The organism is Dinghuibacter silviterrae (assembly GCF_004366355.1).
GTDB lineage: Bacteria > Bacteroidota > Bacteroidia > Chitinophagales > Chitinophagaceae > Dinghuibacter > Dinghuibacter silviterrae.
On sequence record NZ_SODV01000002.1, the window covers coordinates 1,310,312 to 1,329,245 of the forward strand.

The 18,934-nt window shown below is 57.1% G+C and carries 15 protein-coding genes; 6 read left to right on the forward strand and 9 right to left on the reverse strand.

Annotated elements, in window-relative coordinates; translation table 11 throughout:
- Positions 1–107: 107 nt before the first annotated feature.
- From EDB95_RS22745 to EDB95_RS22775, 7 genes are all read right to left on the reverse strand, one after another.
- Positions 108–1,778 (reverse strand): glutamine--tRNA ligase/YqeY domain fusion protein, encoded by a 1,671-nt coding sequence (locus EDB95_RS22745; protein WP_133997782.1) that lies wholly within the window; start codon positions 1,776–1,778, stop codon positions 108–110.
- A 34-nt stretch (positions 1,779–1,812) separates the two neighbouring features.
- The gene (locus tag EDB95_RS22750) at positions 1,813–2,523 is read right to left on the reverse strand and encodes a VIT1/CCC1 transporter family protein (protein WP_133997785.1); all 711 of its coding nucleotides are present in this window, start codon (positions 2,521–2,523) and stop codon (positions 1,813–1,815) included.
- Between the two features lie 47 nt (positions 2,524–2,570).
- Positions 2,571–3,806 (reverse strand): ornithine--oxo-acid transaminase, encoded by a 1,236-nt coding sequence (gene rocD / locus EDB95_RS22755; protein WP_133997788.1) that lies wholly within the window; start codon positions 3,804–3,806, stop codon positions 2,571–2,573.
- A 152-nt stretch (positions 3,807–3,958) separates the two neighbouring features.
- The gene (gene ispE, locus EDB95_RS22760) at positions 3,959–4,828 is read right to left on the reverse strand and encodes a 4-(cytidine 5'-diphospho)-2-C-methyl-D-erythritol kinase (RefSeq protein ID WP_133997791.1); all 870 of its coding nucleotides are present in this window, start codon (positions 4,826–4,828) and stop codon (positions 3,959–3,961) included.
- The gene (locus EDB95_RS22765; RefSeq protein ID WP_133997794.1) at positions 4,825–5,418 is read right to left on the reverse strand and encodes a bifunctional nuclease family protein; all 594 of its coding nucleotides are present in this window, start codon (positions 5,416–5,418) and stop codon (positions 4,825–4,827) included. Before EDB95_RS22765 ends, ispE begins: the two co-directional genes overlap by 4 nt.
- Before the next feature lie 121 nt (positions 5,419–5,539).
- Positions 5,540–6,508: an electron transfer flavoprotein subunit alpha/FixB family protein gene (locus EDB95_RS22770; RefSeq protein ID WP_133997797.1), complete on the reverse strand. Its 969-nt coding sequence runs from the start codon at positions 6,506–6,508 to the stop codon at positions 5,540–5,542.
- A 2-nt stretch (positions 6,509–6,510) separates the two neighbouring features.
- Positions 6,511–7,254: an electron transfer flavoprotein subunit beta/FixA family protein gene (locus tag EDB95_RS22775; protein WP_133997799.1), complete on the reverse strand. Its 744-nt coding sequence runs from the start codon at positions 7,252–7,254 to the stop codon at positions 6,511–6,513.
- A 52-nt stretch (positions 7,255–7,306) separates the two neighbouring features.
- Here EDB95_RS22775 and EDB95_RS22780 point away from each other — a divergent pair, with 52 nt between their 5' ends.
- Both EDB95_RS22780 and tilS read left to right on the forward strand, forming a co-directional pair.
- Complete coding sequence (locus tag EDB95_RS22780; RefSeq protein WP_133997802.1) at positions 7,307–7,618, forward strand: tetratricopeptide repeat protein; 312 nt, start codon at positions 7,307–7,309, stop codon at positions 7,616–7,618.
- An 11-nt stretch (positions 7,619–7,629) separates the two neighbouring features.
- The gene (gene tilS, locus EDB95_RS22785; protein WP_133997805.1) at positions 7,630–9,159 is read left to right on the forward strand and encodes a tRNA lysidine(34) synthetase TilS; all 1,530 of its coding nucleotides are present in this window, start codon (positions 7,630–7,632) and stop codon (positions 9,157–9,159) included.
- 18 nt (positions 9,160–9,177) lie between these two features.
- Here tilS and EDB95_RS22790 read toward each other — a convergent pair whose 3' ends face one another.
- Together EDB95_RS22790 and EDB95_RS22795 are read right to left on the reverse strand one after the other, a co-directional pair.
- Positions 9,178–9,780: a rhomboid family intramembrane serine protease gene (locus tag EDB95_RS22790; RefSeq protein ID WP_133997808.1), complete on the reverse strand. Its 603-nt coding sequence runs from the start codon at positions 9,778–9,780 to the stop codon at positions 9,178–9,180.
- A 55-nt stretch (positions 9,781–9,835) separates the two neighbouring features.
- Positions 9,836–10,288 carry a 23S rRNA (pseudouridine(1915)-N(3))-methyltransferase RlmH gene (locus tag EDB95_RS22795; protein ID WP_133997811.1) on the reverse strand — a complete coding sequence of 151 codons (453 nt, stop codon included), beginning with the start codon at positions 10,286–10,288 and terminating at the stop codon, positions 9,836–9,838.
- A gap of 266 nt (positions 10,289–10,554) precedes the next feature.
- Between EDB95_RS22795 and EDB95_RS22800 the strand changes: the two genes are divergently transcribed.
- The 4 genes from EDB95_RS22800 to EDB95_RS22815 all read left to right on the forward strand — a co-directional run bounded on the left by EDB95_RS22800 (position 10,555) and on the right by EDB95_RS22815 (position 18,849).
- Entirely contained in the window at positions 10,555–12,711 is a 2,157-nt protein-coding gene (locus tag EDB95_RS22800; protein ID WP_211352185.1) for a glycoside hydrolase family 3 C-terminal domain-containing protein, read from the forward strand.
- 109 nt (positions 12,712–12,820) lie between these two features.
- On the forward strand, positions 12,821–14,512 hold the full coding sequence (locus EDB95_RS22805; RefSeq protein WP_133997817.1) for a sodium:solute symporter family transporter: 1,692 nt from the start codon (positions 12,821–12,823) through the stop codon (positions 14,510–14,512).
- An 18-nt stretch (positions 14,513–14,530) separates the two neighbouring features.
- Entirely contained in the window at positions 14,531–15,745 is a 1,215-nt protein-coding gene (locus EDB95_RS22810; RefSeq protein WP_133997820.1) for a DUF2252 domain-containing protein, read from the forward strand.
- A gap of 50 nt (positions 15,746–15,795) precedes the next feature.
- Positions 15,796–18,849 carry a glycosyltransferase family 117 protein gene (locus EDB95_RS22815; RefSeq protein ID WP_162852746.1) on the forward strand — a complete coding sequence of 1,018 codons (3,054 nt, stop codon included), beginning with the start codon at positions 15,796–15,798 and terminating at the stop codon, positions 18,847–18,849.
- Positions 18,850–18,934: the final 85 nt, after the last annotated feature.

Genomic DNA, 18,934 nt, shown 5'->3' on the forward strand with positions numbered 1-18,934 from the left:
CCTTAGTTTATTGATATATAAGACGGCAATATTCGGGCAAGGTTGCATCCGCTCATCCACAAAATCAGGGGTTTTGGTGTTAAAGAAATGTTTAAAAAGACCACACCTCAGGCCCCTTCTTTTTTCACCTCCTTCGCCCACGTATCCTTTAGCGTAACTGTTTGATTGAAAACAAGTTTTCCGGGGCGACTGTCCTTGTCCAATACAAAGTACCCCTTGCGGATAAACTGGTATTTTGTAGCCGGGTCCGCGTCCGCCATACCCGGTTCCAGGTACGCTGCCGGGATGACAGTCAGGCTTTCCGGGTTCAGGTCGTCTTTAAAGTCGCCTTCCTCCGCGGCCGGGTTTTCCGACCGGAAAAGACGGTCATACAGACGGATCTCCGCCGTAATCGCATGCGCCGCGCTTATCCAATGGATCGTCCCTTTCACCTTAACGCTGCTCCCTTCTTCCCCGCTCCGGCTCTCCGGGAGGTAGGTTGCCCGGACCTCGGTAACATTGCCCTCGTCATCCTTTGTAAAGTCGTCACACCGGACGATATAGGCATTCTTCAACCGGACCACGGCTCCCGGGGCCAGCCGGAACCATTTTTTGGACGGCACCTCCATAAAGTCCTCGCGTTCGATCCAAAGTTCCCTGGAAAAAGGGACGGGACGCGTCCCTGCGTTGGGATCTTCCGGGTTGTTTTCCCCCTCCATGATCTCCACTTCGCCTTCGGGGTAGTTCGTCAGGATAAGTTTAATCGGGTCCAGGACCGCCATCCGCCGGAGGGCGATCTTATTGAGGTGTTCCCGTATGCAAAATTCCAGCAGGCTCACGTCGATGATGTTCTCCCGCTTGGCGATCCCCACCCGGTCGCAGAAGTCACGGATGCTTTCCGGGGTATAGCCCCTACGCCTCAGACCGCTGATCGTCGGCATGCGCGGATCGTCCCAGCCGCTCACAAAACCCTCGTTGACCAGTTGCAGGAGCTTGCGTTTGCTCATCACCGTATAGTTCAGGTTGAGCCGGGCAAACTCGTACTGGTGGGAGGGGAAGATGTCCAGCTTTTCGATAAACCAGTCGTACAGCGGGCGGTGCGGTATAAACTCCAGCGTACAGATCGAGTGCGTGATGTGTTCGATCGAATCGCTTTGACCGTGCGCAAAATCATACATCGGGTAAATACACCAGGCATCCCCCGTGCGGTGGTGGTGTGCGTGTTTAATTCTGTACAGGATCGGGTCCCGCATGTGCATATTCGGGGAAGCCAGGTCGATCTTCGCCCGCAGGGTGCGGCTCCCGTCCGGGAACTTGCCCGCCCGCATCGCCTCAAACAATTCCAGGTTTTCTTCCACGCTCCGGTCCCGGTTCGGCCCCGGTCTCCCCTGCTCCGTCGGTGTGCCCTTGGACAGGGCAATCTGTTCCGCCGTGCTGTCGTCTACATAGGCCAGCCCCTTTTTGATCAGGGTTACCGCCATCCGGTATAGTTCTTCGAAATAATCGGAAGCATACCTTTCGTTGTCCCACTGGAAACCCAGCCAACGGATGTCGTCCTTGATGCTGTCCACGTACTCCGTTTCTTCCGTCGTCGGGTTCGTATCGTCAAAGCGCAGGTTGGTTTGTCCCCCATACCTCGCCGCCAGGCCAAAGTTCAGGCAGATGCTTTTGGAATGTCCTATATGAAGGTAACCGTTGGGTTCCGGGGGAAAACGAGTATGGATCTGCGGGTGTTTCCCGTCTTTAATATCCTGTTCAATAATCTCTTCCAGGAAGTTGAGGCTCTTTTCTTCAGTCATACCCCCAAAGATACGAAAACTGCGCCGCCTCGCCCTATTGGAACACCTTGGCCACGAAGAACGCCGCCGCCGCCGCGGCGGCCCCGATGAGGGTCACGCGAACCGCGCCCCACCAGGGGTTGATGCCGGTGACGCGGCTTTTGAAGAAACCGAAGATGAACAGGCAAACCAGGGTGACGACCACCGACCATTTAAGGGCATCGGTCGGATGTTGTATGAAAAAATAGGGGCTTAGCGGAATAAGCCCGCCTACGATATAGGAACCACCGATATTGAAAGCACTGTTCCGGGCGCGTTTTGGATCCGGCTCGTCCAGGTTGAGTTCGTACTTCATCATGAAATCCACCCATTTTTTCTTGTCCCGGGTGATCTCCTCTACCGCCTTGTCCTGTACGTCGCTGCTCAACCCCAGCTCCCGGAAAAACTCCTTCACCTCGCGTTTTTCCTCATCCGGCACCGTATCCACCTCCTCGTATTCGCGTTTCAGCTCGCTGTTGTAAAAATCCAATTCCGTTTTCCCTGCCAGGTAACCCCCCAGGCCCATGGCAATCGACCCCGCGGTGATTTCCGCCAGCCCCGCCAGCACGATCAGGCTGGTGGACGAGACCGCTCCGCTCAAACCGGCCGCAAGGGCAAATGGAACCGTAAGACCATCGCTCATGCCGATGACCACGTCTTTGATGAAGTCCGAACTGGAATTGTGGTGTTCCTGGTGAGGGGCGCCGGGCGCGTGGGTATTTGCCATGCTGCAAGATAATATTATTCCACTTTTGGCAAACCCTCAGTAAATGATTAGTCCAGCTCTCTTAAACCTTCGGCGAATAGTTCGATGCACTCCCTGACCTGCGCCTCGGTGATGACCAGCGGCGGCGCCAGGCGGATCTTGTCCCCGTGCGTCGGCTTCGCCAGCATCCCCAGGTCCTTCAGCCGCAGACAAAGCTCCCAGGCCGCGTCCAGGTCCGGATGACTGATCACCACGGCGTTCAGCAGACCCCTGCCCCGCACCAGTTCGATATGGGGAGAATCGATGTCCATCAACCCATTTCTCAGCAGGACGCCCATGGACGCCGCGTGGGCGATCATACCTTCGTCCTGGAGCACCTGCAGCGCCGTCATCGCTACCCGGCAGGCCAGCGGATTTCCTCCGTAGGTGGACCCGTGTTCGCCCGCTTTTATGGTCAGCATAATTTCGTCGTCCGCCAGCACCGCACTGACCGGCAGCAAACCCCCGCTCAGGGCCTTGCCAAGGATGAGGATATCCGGCCGCACCCCCTCGTGGTCACACGCCAGCATGCGGCCCGTCCGGCCCAAACCTGTCTGTATCTCGTCCGCCATAAACAAGACGCCCGCGTCTTCGCACGCCTTTTGCGCCTTGGCCAGGTAACCGTCGTCCGGCACCACGACCCCCGCTTCCCCCTGGATCGGTTCCACCAGGAAGCCCGCCACGTTTTTGTCCTCCAGCGCCAGCGCCAGCGCCCCCAGGTCATTATACGGGATCACCCTGAAGCCCGGCAAAAAGGGACCAAAGCCCGACCGCGCCGACGGGTCGGAACTGAAAGAGATGACCCCCGTCGTACGACCGTTAAACGTCCCCTCGCACACGATGATCTGCGCCTTGTTTTCCGGGATGCCCTTGACGTCATACCCCCAGCGCCGGCACAACTTGATCGCCGTCTCCACCGCTTCCACGCCCGTATTCATCGGAAGTACCTTGTCATAACCAAAAAGGTCCGTAACAAAGGCCGCGTACTCTCCCAACAGGTCGCTGTGAAAGGCCCTCGACGTCAGCGTCAGCCGCCCCGCCTGTTCCACCAGGCTTTGGACGATCCGCGGGTGACAATGCCCCTGGTTCACCGCCGAATACCCGCTGAGGAAATCAAAATATCTTTTGCCATCCACGTCCCACACAAAAACGCCTTCCCCCCTGGTCAGTACCACGGGCAAGGGGTGATAGTTGTGTGCCCCATATTTTTCTTCCAGCTCCAGGAAATGCTGCGCGCGGACGGATAATGCGCCGGTCAATTGCATAAAAAAAAGGATAATAAGAATGAGGAAAAATAATAGCGGTGCCCGCACGTCCCTCGCGGGGGCGTGCGCGTTTATCTCAACGGGTGGTGGTCGAGAAAATCAAGGTTCTGATCGAGGAAATGGAGGCTCATTCTGATAGCAAGTTACGAAAATCACCCCATGTAGACCCAATAATCCTTTGGAAAAGACAATCGCGGCATTTGCCCTTCGGGGTACAACGCGTACACGGTGCTCCCGCTCCCGCTCATGGAGGCGTACACGGCGCCCGTGGCATATAAGGTCTCTTTAATCGCCTTTATGGCCGGGTAGGCGGCGAAGACCGCGGGTTCGAAGTCGTTGTGGAAGATGTCGCGCCAGGACGACACCGGGGGGATGGCCCGCAGGGCCGCGGCGTCCGGCTCCCCGCGGCGTTGCGCGTCCGCGCCTTCGGCGCCGCTGCTTTGCGCCCTACTTTCGCTGCGCGCAGCGCCCAACCCCAGTTGCGCAAACGCCCACCCCGTTGGCACGTGTATCCCCGGGTTCACCAGCACCAGCCGGTAGTCCGACAGGTCGAGTGCCGCAGGTTGCAGGATTTCGCCTCGCCCCGACGCCCAGCAAGGGCCATCGTACAAAAAAAACGGACAGTCGCTGCCCAACTGAAGCGCGTAGGGGAGAAGGTCCTCCCGGGTGAGCCCCAGGCGGAAAAGACGGTTGACAAGGACAAGCGCCAACGCCCCGTCGGCAGATCCCCCGCCAAGACCGGCACCCATCGGGATGGATTTGTGGAGGTAGATATCCACCGGGCGGACGGCCGGGAAATCGGCCGCCAGCAGGGCGTGCGCCCTTACGCAAAGATTGGTGGAAGGCGCCCCGGGTATGTCGGCACCTGTCACGTGAAGACGGGTGGTGTCGGAAGGCAGCATTTCCAGTGCATCCCGAAGGGGGACGGGCCAGAACAATGTTTCCAGGTCATGAAAACCGTCCGATCTTTTGCGGAGAATCCGTAAACCGATGTTGATCTTACACGGGGGGAAAAGGATCATTTTTTCCGGCTGTTGATCTCGTCCCGGATAGCGATGGCCCTTATATAGTCTTCCTGTTCGAGCACTTCACCCAGGAGATGGTTCAGTTCTTCGAGGGTCAGGTTTTTAAGGTCGTCGTTGCCACCGGTGGTGGTCGTCGTCGTAGAAGCCAGCTCTGTTTTGCCTTTGACCTTGTGGGTATCCTCCATAAGGATGCCGGCGCTTTCGAGGATGTGTTCAAAGGTATAGATGGGGCAACCAAAACGCACCGCCAACGCAAGGGCGTCCGAGGTGCGTGAATCGATTTCCACCGTATCGCTTTCAGAAGAACAAACCAGCTTTGAATAAAAGATGCCTTCCTGGAGGTCATTGATGATGACCTCGTGCAATTCCACGTTAAAGGCCATCATAAAGTTTTTCATCAGGTCATGGGTAAGCGGCCGGCTCGGTTGCATACGTTCGAGGGCCACGGCAATAGCCTGGGCCTCGAACCCCCCGATCACGATCGGCAGGCGCCGCAGTCCGTTCACTTCACCCAGTACTACTGCGTACGAATGCGTTTGTGTAATACTATGGGAGAGGGCTACAATTTCCAATTCAATTTTCTTCATATTCCATTCTTCTGCCCCAGGGTGGGCGGTGAATAGTGCAATATAGCCCCAAAAATAACAAAATAAAGAGGCTGTCCCTAAAAATTCAAGGGACAGCCTCGGGTAAAAGGTATTGAATATCTTATATTCCTTTAAGCTTTTTGACGGCCTCGGTGAACTTCGGCACGACCTCGAAGGCGTCGCCGACAATGCCATAGTCCGCCGCCTTGAAAAACGGGGCCTCCGGATCCTTGTTGATGACCACGATCACTTTAGAACCGTTGACACCGGCCAGGTGCTGGATGGCACCGGAGATACCGATGGCGATGTACAGGTTGGGGCGTATCGTCAAACCCGTTTGTCCCACGTGTTCGTGGTGAGGACGCCAGTGCGCATCCGCCACGGGCCGGCTACACGCCGTCGCAGCCCCCAGCACTTTTGCCAGGTCTTCCACCAGGCCCCAGTTCTCGGGACCCTTGAGCCCCCTTCCGCCGCTGACGACGATTTCCGCCTCTGACAGTGGAACTTCGCCCGAGACCTTATTCACGGCCGTTACCTTTACACGGGGGGCGGCGACCGTGGGTTGGAACGCCACGACTTCCGCTTTCCCGTCTCCCTCCTGTACGTGGAAGGAGTTCGGGTTCAATGAAATGACTTTGATAGGAGACTTAATGGTCACGTAGGCAAAGGCCTTTCCGGAAAAAACATTTTTCCGCACAACGAATCCACCACCCGAAAGATCAGGCAGGTCGATCGCGCCGGTGACAAGCCCGGCCTTGAGACGGACGGCGACCCTGGGCGCCACCGACTTACCGTCAGGATTGTGCGGGAAAACAACCACCTGCGCGTTTTCCGCGGTAGCGGCCTGGGCGATGGCCTCGGCAAACACCTGGCCGTCGAGGTGTGTAAAGGCATCGGAGGACGCCAACAGTACTTTCGATACGCCAAACTTACCCAGACCGGCGGCGACGTCGTTACTTATGGGTCCCAAGACCACCGCAGTGGCCGTGGTTTGCAGCGAACGGGCGAGGGCCGCCCCATAGCTAAGGGCTTCCAGCGCCGCTTTTTTGATATGACCTTCGGATTGGTCGGCAAATATGATGACAGACATGTTTAAATGACTTTTGCTTCTTCATGTAATAGACGGACCAGTTCCCCTGCGTTGTCGGGGCTAACGAGTTTCACACCGGCCTTTGCGGGCGGAAGTTCGAAATGATGGATGGCCGTAAGGGCTTCAACCGCGACGGGCTCCACCACCTTCAGCGGTTTTGTCCTGGCGGACATGATGCCCTTCATGTTCGGGATGCGTTGTTCCGCCACGCCCTTCTGGCAACTGATCGCCACCGGGAGTGCTACTTCGGCGACCTCTTCCCCTCCTTCGATTTCCCGGGTGACCGTGACCGTAGCTCCCTGTACGTCTACCTTGGTGGCCAGGGCGATGTACGGCAGATTGAGCAATTCCGCCACCATGGCCCCTATGGCGGAACCATTGTAGTCGATCGTCTCTTTACCCAAAAGAATCAGGTCGTACCCTCCTCCGGTGGCCACCGAAGCAATCTGGGAAGCAATGACAAAGCTGTCTGATGCGTCGGCGTTGACCCGGATCGCTTCATCCCCGCCGAGCGCCAGGGCCTTGCGGATCACCGGCTCCACGTCCGCGCCCCCCACCGTCACCAGGTGGATCACCGACGAGGGATCCGCTTCTTTCAGCTCGATCGCGCGGACCAGCGCATACCATTCGTCATAGGGATTGATAATGAACTGCACCCCGGCTTCGGCGAATTTCGTATTGTTGTCCGTGAAGGCTATTTTTGCCGTGGTGTCAGGTGTTTTACTGATACAGACGAGTATCTTCATATGGAAAGTTGTTTATGCAACTAAGATGACTTTTTAAAGATAGGGGTTTTTTATGGATAGAATTGCTTTACTCAAACAACATTTGGAAACAAGCCCCGACGACCCTTTTTTGCAACACGCCCTCGCCCTTGAACTCGTCAAAATGGGCGACGACGAAGGCGCCAGGGCGAGCTTCGAACGCCTTTTGTCCAAAGACCCCACTTACGTAGGCAGCTATTACCACCTGGCAAAGCTCCTCGAACGCACCGGCCACACTGATGAAGCCATCGCTGTTTATGAGCGGGGCATGGACGCCGCCCGCGCCTCCGGCGACCGCAAGGCCCTGGGAGAACTCCGGTCCGCGTATGAAGAATTGACGATGTAGTTTTTATAAATATGGAAGCACCCCTTCTGACCCGTTTTACCGCTTTTTTGCACAAGGAGCACCTCCTGCGACCCGGCGACAGCTGGCTCCTTGCCGTCAGCGGCGGTCTCGACTCCGTCGTCCTTGCCCACCTTTGTGTCCTGGCCGGGATCGAAGGTCCCCTCGTCCATTGCAACTTCCAACTACGCGGTGCCGAAAGCGACCGCGACGAAGCCTTCGTCCGCGCGCTTGCGGAACGCTACGGCCGGGCGTTCCAGGTTGCCCGCTTCGACACCGCCGCTTACGCCGCGTCCCACAAGGTGTCGATCCAGGTCGCCGCGCGTGAGTTGCGCTACACCTGGTTCCGGCAGTTGCTCGGCGCCGCCCCGGCTGCGTCCGGCGCCGGCATCGCCGCCGCTCCGACCACCGCCGCTCCGTCCACCGCCGCTCCGTCCACCGCCGCTCCGCCCGCCGCCGCGGCCCCCGCCCCGCGGCTCACGGCGATCGCTACCGCCCACCACCTGGACGACAATATCGAGACGATGTTGATGAACCTGTTCAAGGGTACCGGCGCCAGCGGCCTCCGCGGGATGCTCCCGTTCCAGGAACAGATCGTCCGCCCCCTCCTTTTTGCCACACGAGAGGAGCTCGAAACGTATGCCGCCGCTGAAGGCCTCCAACACGTGGAAGACAGCAGCAACGCTTCCGATAAGTATACCCGTAATTTTTTCCGTCATAAAGTCATCCCCCTCATCGAAGAACGATACCCCGACGTCCGGCAGAACCTGGCCGCCAACCTTACCCGGTTCCGCGACCTGGAGGACCTCTATCGCCAGGCGGTCACCCGTCACGTCGAAGACCTCCTCGAACCGCATGGACGGGGGGAGTGGCGCATCGCCGTTGCCAAACTGGAAAAGGCCCGCCCGTTGGAGACCCTTCTTTTCGAGCTGCTCAAACCCTTTGGCTTTTCCCCTGCCCAGGCCGGAGAGGCGCTGGCGCTCCTGCACACCACCTCCGGACACTTCGTGGCCTCGGCCACGCACCGCGTCATCCGCGACCGGCGGTTCCTCATCATCTGCGCCCCCGCCGGTCAGGGCGTTTCGCAAGTGGCGATAGAGGAAGGGCAGACGCAGGTGGCGTTCACGGAGGGCGTGATCACCATCGCCATGGAGGCCGCACCCGCTGCGGCTGCCGCGCCGCCCGCTGCCGCCGCGTCGCTCGCCGCCGCGGGCCCGCCCGCCGCGGGCCCTCCCGCCGGGCGTGCCCACGCCCCACGCGCAAGCGAGCCCCTGGCCCTCCTCGACGCCGCCCGCGTCACCTTCCCCCTGCTGCTCCGGCGGTGGAAGGCAGGCGACTACTTTTACCCCCTGGGTATGGCCAAAAAAAAGAAGCTCGCGCGTTTCTTTATCGACAACAAGCTGTCATTGGCGGACAAAGAGAAAGTCTGGGTCCTCGAATCCGGCGGCCGGATCCTGTGGGTGGTCGGCCACCGCATCGATGACCGGTTCAAGGTAACGGCGGGCACCACCCACGCCCTGCGGCTGGAATGGACGCAACCCTAAAATGGTATGGGCAAAGCCCTAAATCGGCGGGTGCATCAACTGATTCAGGAAGAAGGGAACAACACCCCTTACGAGGATGATGACAAAAACCCACCCGTAGAGCCCTCCCCAAAGGTGGGCGTCGTGGTTTATATTGTCCGCCCGCCGGCGGCTGGAGTATACGCAATAAGCCGTATATAAAACGGCATAGAGGATACCCGGCACCGGTATGATACCGAAGATGCCGATCTTCATCCAGGGGTCGAAAAGGATAGTGGCAAAAAGAAAGGCGGACACGGCTCCCGAGGCACCGATGCTCCGGTAGCCGTAGGAACGGCGATGTTTGATGTAGGAGGGGATATCGGAGACAACGATCGCTGTCAGGTAAAACAGAATCAAGACAGGGGCCGAGAATACACCGGTTTCTTCAAGGGCGGTCCCGAAAAAATAAAGGGTGAACATGTTGAAGAACAGGTGCATCAGGTCGCCGTGGATAAAACCGCTGGTGATGAACCGGTAATACTGCTTCTTCTGGTCGATCTTCACGGGCCACATCGAGAGGTCGTCTATGGCTTTCGGATTGCTGAACGAGGTGAGCGAAATCAAGGCCGTTAGGATGATAATGCCGATAGTAATAGTCATGTGGTAAAAATAGATAAAACTCGCTTATGTCCCGGCGCCGAAGGCGCCGGGGGGCTTAGCTGTGGTGATATTTCTCATTCCTCAGGATCGTGCACCCGCGATACACTTGTTCGGCAAGGATCAACCGCACGAGTTGGTGGGGGAAAACCAGGGAAGACAGCGACCAGATAAATTGAGCCCTCGCACGCACGCTGGGGTCCACGCCAAAAGCGCCGCCGATCAGGAAAACCAGGTGGCGGCAGCTATCGCCGGCCCTGGCCCCGATAAAGGCGGATAACTGTTCGGAGGTCCAGGATTTTCCTCTTTCGTCGAGCAGAACGAGGTAGTCGTCCTTCGACAAGGCTTCGAGGATGGTCGCTGCCTCTTCCCGTTTGTCGGTATGTTTGGAGGGGGGCAGTAACCTCCAGGTACAAGGAAAGTACCGGTTGACACGATCCGTGAAAAGCGTGACCCCTTCGCGGACGTATTCCTCATGTCCTTTTCCCACCGTATAAAAAGAAATGCGCATATATCCCTGCAAAAATAGTCGGGAAAGACATTGATGTAGTGTTGATGTAGGGGTGAATTTTTGCGTCCCGGGTACTTCAATCGTCACTTTTGGTACATCATTTATTTCTTCCGGGGCTGCGGGACGCTTCATTTCTGCCAAATGCCGCTACTTTTAATTTTTTCGGAACATCATCTAATAATTGCAGCAACATGATAAGATTGAGGAAATGCGCTGTTTGGGCAACCTTGTTAGCGATCTCAGGAGCCGTATCGGCCCAACAAAATGTGGCCCAACAAAACGGGCCCGCGCCATCCGCCGAAGGCCGCCGGACAATCCACGTCCAGGGCACCGATGCCACAGAGGCAAAGATCGGGCAACTCATCAAAGAAATGACCCTGGAAGAGAAGGTCAATATGATCCATGCGAGTAGCTCCTTTACCTCCGGGGGCGTTCCCCGCCTGGGTATTCCGGAGCTCGTGACTTCTGACGGACCGCACGGGGTGCGTCTCGAACACGGCAGGGGCTGGGACGACTCCCAGGTACACGTCTTCGATTCGGCCACCTATTTCCCGGTGGGTGTTTGCCTGGCGGCGACCTGGAACCCGCACCTGGGCTTCCTGCAAGGGAGCGCCCTGGGGGCGGAGTCCAATGCCCGGGGCAAAGACGTCCAGTTGGGACCCGGGATCAATATCATCCGGACACCGCTCAACGGGCGCAACTTTGAATATATGAGCGAAGATCCCTATCTGATTTCCCGGATGGTGGTCGGGGAGATCAAAGGGATGCAGTCCCAAGGCATCTCGGCCTGTGTCAAACACTACTTAGCCAACAACCAGGAGATCAACCGGAGCCACATCGACGTCGAAATGAGCGAACGTGCCCTGCGGGAAATCTATTTGCCCGGTTTCAAGGCGGCGATCACTGAGGGGGGCGCCAACACCATCATGGGGGCTTACAATAAGTTCCGGGGGCAGTTTTGCACGGAGAATGCCTATTTGATCGACACTATATTAAAAAAGGAGTGGGGATTCAAGGGCATCGTGATCAGTGATTGGGGCGCTGTGCACAACACGATGGAGGCCCTGGAAAACGGGACGGACCTGGAAATGGGTACGGACCTGGATATGCTGCCTAACCCGGACTACCATAAATTTTTCATGGGGGACACCGTGCTCACGCTGGTGAGGAACGGCGTGGTTTCCCAGGAGTTGGTGGACGATAAGGTGCGCCGGATCCTGAGGATCATGTTTAAAACCCGGATGATGGACCATGGCCGGCAAAAGGGTTCTTTTGACACCAGGGAACACCAGGAAGTGGCCAGAAAAGTCGCGGAGGAAGGGATCGTGCTGCTCAAAAACGATACCCACATCCTGCCGCTGGACGCCCATACCGTACATACCGTTGCCGTGATCGGTGCCAATGCCGGCCGGCTCAACGCGCAGGGGGGCGGAAGCTCGCAGGTGCGTTCGCTGTATGAGATCACCCCGCTTCAAGGGCTAAAGAACCTGGTGGGGGCGCAGGTAAAATTGACGTACGCCCAGGGGTACACCATAGCCCGGGGCGCACAGGCCGATCCGGCCCTGATTGCACAAGCCGCGGAAGCCGCTGCCCATGCGGATGTGGCGATCATCGTCGGTGGCTGGACCCACGGCTATGACTATGCGATCTGGAAAGACAATGCGTATGACGCCGAGGACGTGGATAAACCCAATATGGATATGCCCTTTGGACAGGACGAGCTGATCCGGGCGGTGGTAAAAGCCAACCCCCGGACGGTGGTGGTGCTGATGGGGGGCGGCCCCATCGACATGACCCGCTGGGAAACAACGGTGCCGGGCATCCTGCAGGCCTGGTATCCCGGCCTGGAAGGGGGAACGGCCCTGGCAAAGATTCTCTTTGGAGAGGTCAACCCTTCGGGCAAGTTACCTATGTCCTTTCCCCGTAAGCTGGAGGACGTGCCGGCTCAGAAACTTGGAGAGTATCCCGGTGACGGAACGACCGTTCGGTATAATGATGGGATTTATGTTGGGTACCGTTACTATGATACCTATAAGGTGGCGCCGCTGTTCCCGTTCGGCCACGGGTTGTCGTATACAACCTTTGGCTATAGCGATCTGAGTGTCGTTCCCGCCGGCAAAGACCAGGTGACGGTACGCTTCACCGTTCGCAATACGGGTAAAAGGGCAGGGTCGGAAGTCGCCCAGGTTTACGTCCACGAAGAGAAGTGTTCCGTCGACCGGCCGGAAAAGGAGCTCAAATCCTTTGAAAAGGTATACCTGGAACCGGGCGCCTCCAAGGTCGTCACGCTTACCCTGAACAAAGACGCCTTCCAATATTATAGCGAGGCCAAACATAAGTGGGTGTTAGAGCCTGGGCGTTTTGATTTCCTCGTGGGCAGCTCTTCCAGGGACATACGACTACAAGGAAACCTTGGTTTATAATATTTATTTGTATATTGAGCCCTCCTTCCAAGGAAGGCTCTTTTTTTTAGGGCCACCCTAGAAGTGTTAAAATCACACTTATTCACTTTTGAACGAATTGCTTTTGTAAATGAAATCCCTCCAACCAGCCGATTACATCGTCTTCCTGATCTATTTCTGCATTGTGGCTTTTTACGGGTATTGGATCTACCGCAGGAAACGCAAAGCCCAAACTACTTCTGCCGATTACTTCCTGGCGGAGGGATCCCTGACCTGGTGGGCCATCGGCGCTTCCCTGATCGCGTCCAATATCTCTGCGGAACAGTTCATCGGGATGAGCGGCTCGGGCTTCCAGATGGGCCTGGCGGTGTCGACCTACGAATGGATGGCGGCCGCCACCCTGGTCATCGTGGCCGTATTCTTCATCCCCGTATACCTGAAGAACAGGATTTTCACGATGCCCCAGTTCCTGAGCCAGCGCTACAACGACAAAGTGGCGATGATCATGGCTATTTTCTGGCTGGCGCTGTATATTGTCGTCAACCTCATGTCTATTTTGTACCTGGGCGCCCTGGCGGTCAGCAGTATTTCGGGGCTGAATATCTACTTATGTATTTTTGCCCTGGCCATCTTCGCGGTGATCATCACCCTGGGGGGGATGAAAGTCATCGGGTATACGGACGTCATCCAGGTGTTCTTCCTTATCTTAGGCGGCCTGGTGGCCACCTACATCGCCCTCCACCTGGTAGCGGAGAAGTCCGGGACGTCCGGGCTTATCAACGGCTTTAAGATCCTCACGTCTTCGGCCAATGACCATTTCCACATGATCTTCAAAAAGGACAACCCCAACTACGTCAGCCTTCCGGGCCTCTCGGTCCTGATCGGGGGGATGTGGATCACCAACCTGAACTACTGGGGTTGCAACCAATACATCACCCAACGGGCCCTGGGCGCCGACCTCAAGACCGCGCGCAGCGGGATCCTGTATGCCGCTTTCCTGAAACTCCTCATGCCGGTCATCGTCGTCCTCCCTGGGATTGGCGCTTACGTCCTGTGGCAAAAGGGTATGTTCCACACCGAGATGCTGAGTTCCGCAGGGGTGGTCGACCCGAACAAGGCCTATCCCAACCTGATGAACCTGCTCCCCGTCGGTTTCAAGGGGGTTGCCTTTGCGGCCCTGACCGCTGCGATTGTCGCCTCCCTGGCGGGTAAGGCCAACAGCATCGCCACGATCTTTACGCTCGACGTCTATAAGAAAGCCTTCAATAAGAATGCAGACGAAGCCCACCTGGTACGCATGGGGAAATGGACCGTCGTAGTGTCCATGCTCCTGGCCATCGCCATGTCCCTGATCATCGGTGAGAAGCTGATGGGCGAGGGCAAACAAGGCTTTAACTACATCCAGGAATACACGGGGTTCGTATCTCCCGGTATCCTCGCGATGTTCCTGCTGGGCTTCTTCTATAAAAGAACGACGTCCGACGCGGCCCTGTTCGCCACCATCGGCGGCTTTATCATGTCGGTGGTCCTGAAGTTTCTGCCGATGTTTGCCAACCTGAGCTTCCTGACGCCTTACGGTCTGTACCAGCCGAACTATGCCAACAAGGGCCTGTACGAAATCCCCTTCATGGACCGGATGGGCCTGGTGTTCATCTTCTGTATCATCGGTATGGCGATCATCACCAACTTCCAAAACCGGCGTGGGGTGCAGAACAAAGGGCTCATCGTCGACAAATCCATGTTCAGGGTATCGAAGGGCTTTGCCTTCGGGGCGGCGGTCATCGTCGTCATCCTGACAGCGCTATATTCCTACTTTTGGTAGGAATATGTATCTTAGGGGATGACCGAGCCTAGCCTCCTCCACAGAATCCAGGCCTACAACAAGGGACGGATCCCTGCTGTCCTGGCCATGAAGTACACTGCCATGAGCAGGAATGCCTTTGGTTTCTTGCGCGGCAGCGACCATTTGTTCTTCGAAGACATCCCCAAGGACAGCCCGATCCTGCAGTCGCCAAAGACCTGGATCTGCGGGGACCTGCACCTGGAGAACCTCGGCAGTTTCAAGGGCGATAACGGCCTGGCCTACTTCGACCTGAATGACTTCGATGAAGCCGCCCTGGCGCCCTGTCTGCTGGACATTACGCGCTTTGCGTGCAGCGTCCATGTCGGGGCGGACGAGCTGGGCATGGACGCCAAGGGCGCGGTGTTTCATGTGAAGGCATTCCTGGACCAGTTTGCGACGACCCTGCAAAAAGGGTATATCCGGGTGCTGGAAAAGGAAACAGCCGTGGGGGTCATCCGCCAGCTCCTTCAAACCGTGCAAAACCGGACCCGGAAGGAATTCCTGACGGGTAGGGTAGAGGGGAAAAAGAAACCCCGCCTGGTCACCGGGACAGGCCACTATATCGCCATCAGTGAGGAAGAGCAGAAGCGCGTAAGCGACGCTTTTTGCAAGACCCCCTTGTACAAGAGCAATCCCGAATTTTTTGCCATCAAGGACATCGCTTTTCGCATAGCCGGCACCGGCAGCCTGGGGATGGAACGGTACGCTGTTCTTGTGGAAGGCCACTCCGGCAAGGGCCGGTATGCCCTGATCGATATCAAGGAAGCCCAGGCACCCAGCCTGCTCCTGAGACACCACTTCCGGCAGCCCGCCTGGACCTCCCAGGCGGAACGGATCGTAGAAATCCAAAAACGCGTGGAGGCTGCCGCCCCGGCGTTGCTCAGCACCATGGAAATAGACGGCCGGCACTTTGTGGTCAAGGAACTCCAACCCATGGAAGACAAACTCAACCTCGCTCACTTCGGGGGCAAAACCAAACGCTGCAGCCAATTTATCGACAAAGTAGGGGCCATTTGCGCCTGGGGCGCGCTGCGCTCCGGTGGGCGCCAGGGATCGGCCACGGCTGACGAACTGATCGCCTTTGCCGGGAAGGCGGATGAATGGAAAAAATACGTTGCGGACTATGCTTCCAAATATGCCGGGAAGGTGCGCAGGGACTACGCCCACTTCAAGAAAGCCTACGATTCCGGGAAACTGACGCCAGAACGTTAAAAAAAACCTATCATTTCCGCTGGATTCCCATAAACTCCCTAATTTGCCGCATGAGTTTTAAAAAGACCAATACCATCTTCGGGTGGATCATCTGTGCCATTGCCTGCACCGTGTTTGTGATGACCCGTGAGGCCACCGTGAGCTTCTGGGACTGCGGGGAATTCACCCCCTGCGCTTACAAACTGCAAATTTCACACGCACCCGGTGCCCCTCTGTTTATCCTTCTGGGACGCATCTTTATCATCCTTTTCGGGGGTGGCTGGGACGCCACCGTGGCCAATGCCCACGCCGCCGTCCAGGTGAACCTCCTGAGTTCGCTGTCCAGCGGGTTTACGGTCATGTTCCTTTTCTGGACCATTACCCACCTGGCCAAACGCCTGGTGGTCGGTAAAGGGGAAGAGATCAACCGCGAAAAAACCATTGCCATCTTAGGGGCCGGAGCCGTAGGGGCGCTGGCCTTTGCTTTTTCCGACTCTTTTTGGTTCTCTGCCGTGGAAGCCATCGTGTTCGGTGTATCCCCGCTCTTTATCGCGATGACCGTCTGGGCCATCATGAAATGGGAAGAGCAGGCCGACCAGCCCGGCTCCGACCGCTGGCTCATCCTCATCTGCTATATCATTGGTTTGTCGATCGGCGTCCACCTGCTCTCGATCCTGAGTATACCCGCCATCGTCATGACGATTTACTTCCGCCGCTATAAGTTCTCCCGCAAGGGGATGCTCCTGGCATTTCTGATCGCCTGCGTCCTGACCGGCGTGGTCCAGGTCGTGCTCATCCAATACAGCGTCAAGTTGATGGGGGCGTTCGAGCTGATGTTCGTGAACGACTTCGGTCTGCCTTTCAACTCGGGTTGCTACTTCTTCATCGCCCTTATGCTGGGGCTGGTGATCTGGGGTATCCGGTGGTCCATCAAACGGGGCAAGCGCTACCTGGAGATTGGGTTATACGGCCTGATCTTTATCCTGCTGGGGTATTCTTCCTATGCCGTGATCCTGATCCGCGCCAACGCGAATCCCGCGGTGAACATGCAGAACGTCAACAACCCGATCGAGCTCGTGGCCTACCTGGACCGGTCCCAGTACGGCGACTGGCCTGTTCTTTCGGGGGCATACTTTACAGCGCGGCCTATCAATTCCGCCGAAACGGGGAACATCTATTATAAGGATGAAACCACCGGACGCTACGAGATCGTAGGCAAAAAACTCAAATACGAATACGACCCTGCTGACATCCACCTGTTCCCGCGTATGTGGGATTCCGACAACAGCCAGGGACACGTGGATTATTATAAGAACTACGCAGGTCTTGCAGACGGTGAAGAGCCCACCGTCGGGGACAATATCAAATGGCTGTGGGATCGCCAGTTCAACTGGATGTACTGGCGCTACTTCATGTGGAATTTCGCCGGCCGCCAGAACGACCTCCAGGGGTTGGGCAATGTCCGGGACGGGAACTGGATTTCCGGTATACCCTTCTACGACAACCTGAGGCTGGGTGACCAAAGCAAGCTCCCCGAGTCCCTCAAACACAACAAGGCCCACGCCCCGCTGTTCATGCTGCCGTTGCTCTTGGGTGTGCTGGGGTTGATATTCCAATACAAGCGCGACAAGACCAATGCGGTCGTCGTCTTCCTGTTGTTCTTCTTTACCGGCATCGCCATCATCCTTTACCTCAACCAGGCCCTTCCGCAACCGAGGGAACGCGACTATTCTTATGTAGGATCGTTTTACGCGTTTTCGATCTTTATCGGGTTGGGTGTTCTTTTTGTATATGACCTGTTGAAGCGTCAGAAAGTAGCGGGTCTTTCCGCTGCCGCCGGGTCCACGGTCCTTTGCCTGGCCGCGGTTCCCCTGCTGATGGCCTGCCAGGAGTGGAAGGCCCACGACCGGTCCGCAAAGACCCTGGCCCGTGACGCCGCCTCCGATTACCTCAACTCCTGTGCGCCCAACGCCATCCTGTTCACCGGCGGTGACAACGATACCTATCCGCTCTGGTACGCCCAGGAAGTGGAAAACGTCCGGCCCGACGTCCGTGTCATCGTGACCAGCCTTTTGGGAACGGACTGGATGATCAACCAGCTCCGCAGCAAGATCAACGAAAGTGCGCCCATCCCCATGAGTTGGACGCCTGATAAATACCTGGGGGATAACCGCAACTACGTACCTTATTCCGACCAGGGCAAATTCCCGAAGGACGGGTATATGGACCTGAACGACCTCATGGCCTTTATCGGAGACGATAAAAATCAATTGCAAACCCAGGGCGGGGGCGCGTTGAACTATTTCCCGACGCACAACTTCTCCCTGCCCGTAGACAAGACAACCGTCCTGGCCAACGGGACTGTGGTGGAGAAAGACAGCGCCCGCATCCTCGACAAGATCAACTTTACCTTCCCCGGCAATGCGCTGCTGAAGAACGACATTATGGAGTTCAACATCATCGCCGCCAATAAATGGAATCGACCGGTATATTTCTCGCAGCCTTACGGGTTGGGGATCACCAATTTCGTCCAGGAAGACGGGATCGCCTACCGCCTGGTTCCCCTCCGTCCCGAACAAGGGGTGCCCACCGTCAATACGGACACCATGTATCATAACCTGATGGATAAGTTCAAGTTCGGCGGCGCGGAAAAATCCGACGTCTACTTCGACGAGAACGGGCGCCGCGTCCTTCTCTCCATCCGGAGCGCCTTCTCTACCTTAGGTCAGGTCCTGGCGACGAAGTCCCAAAAAGACACCGCCCTCAAGGTCCTCAACTACGGGTACGACAAGATCAAGGCGGCTTCTCTTCCCTGGGGCATGGTATCCTTCCGGAACCAGGAAGACATCACTTCGATGCAGTACGCCTACGCGTTCTACCTCGCCGGGGATACCGCGAAGGGTCAGCAGATAGCCGACGCCGTGATCCGCGACTGCCGCCAGCAAGTGGACTACTATAGTTCCCTTTCCGACAACGACGCCACGGCATTCCAGGAAGACCTCCAGACCGCCAAGGCCATTGTATCGCAGCTCCAGGGTCTGAAGACGCAGTTCTCCAAACAGGCCGCGTCCCTGGAAAGCGGGAAGCAGGTCACCAAAGACACGACCAAAGACACGTCGAAATAATTGCACAATACCATCCCAAAGGCCCGCTTCCGGCGGGCCTTTTTTTTTGCTCCTCCCCCCCGGCGGGCACAGAATTTCCCCAGAA